General features: G+C 50.5%; 1 protein-coding gene. It reads left to right on the top strand.

Translation table 11 applies throughout. From position 1 onward, the window contains the following. A partial coding sequence (locus tag NE664_13185; protein ID MCQ4727585.1) for a DNA adenine methylase occupies nucleotides 1-523 on the top strand: 523 nt, incomplete at both ends.

The raw sequence follows: 523 nt of genomic DNA, 5'->3' as shown, positions 1-523 counted from the left end.
CAATAAGCCGCGGTCCAATATCGAGACTGTAAACGACCTCGACGGAAACGTTGTAAACTTGTTTGAGTGGATCAGGAAAGACCCGGAGCGCCTAGCATGGGAAATATATTACACGCCTTACGCAAGGCAGGTATACGATTCAGCGTTTGAATCGGTACCAGAGGACAGTTTTGGACGGGCAGTGAATTTCTACATACGGCTTAATATGGGACACGGGTTCCGGACCAATGGCGAAAAGGTGGGCTGGAAGAACGACGTACAAGGCAGAGAGCGGGCCTATGCTGCGAAAGATTGGTGTAATCTGCCTGAGAAAATAATGGCGGCCGCTGAAAGGCTGCGAGGCGTGCAAATTGAAAACATGCCGGCCGTGGAATTAATCAAACGCTTCAACCATTCCAATGTATTGATCTATGCGGACCCGCCATATGTTTTATCGGCCAGGCACGGGAAACAGTACCGGTATGAGATGGACAACGGGGCGCAAACTGAATTACTGGAAGTTCTTCACGCCCATAAGGGGCCG

It is taken from the genome of Anaerotignum faecicola (assembly GCA_024460105.1).
In the GTDB taxonomy this organism is placed as follows: Bacteria; Bacillota; Clostridia; order Lachnospirales; family Anaerotignaceae; genus JANFXS01.
This window is presented reverse-complemented; position numbering and strand designations above follow the sequence as displayed.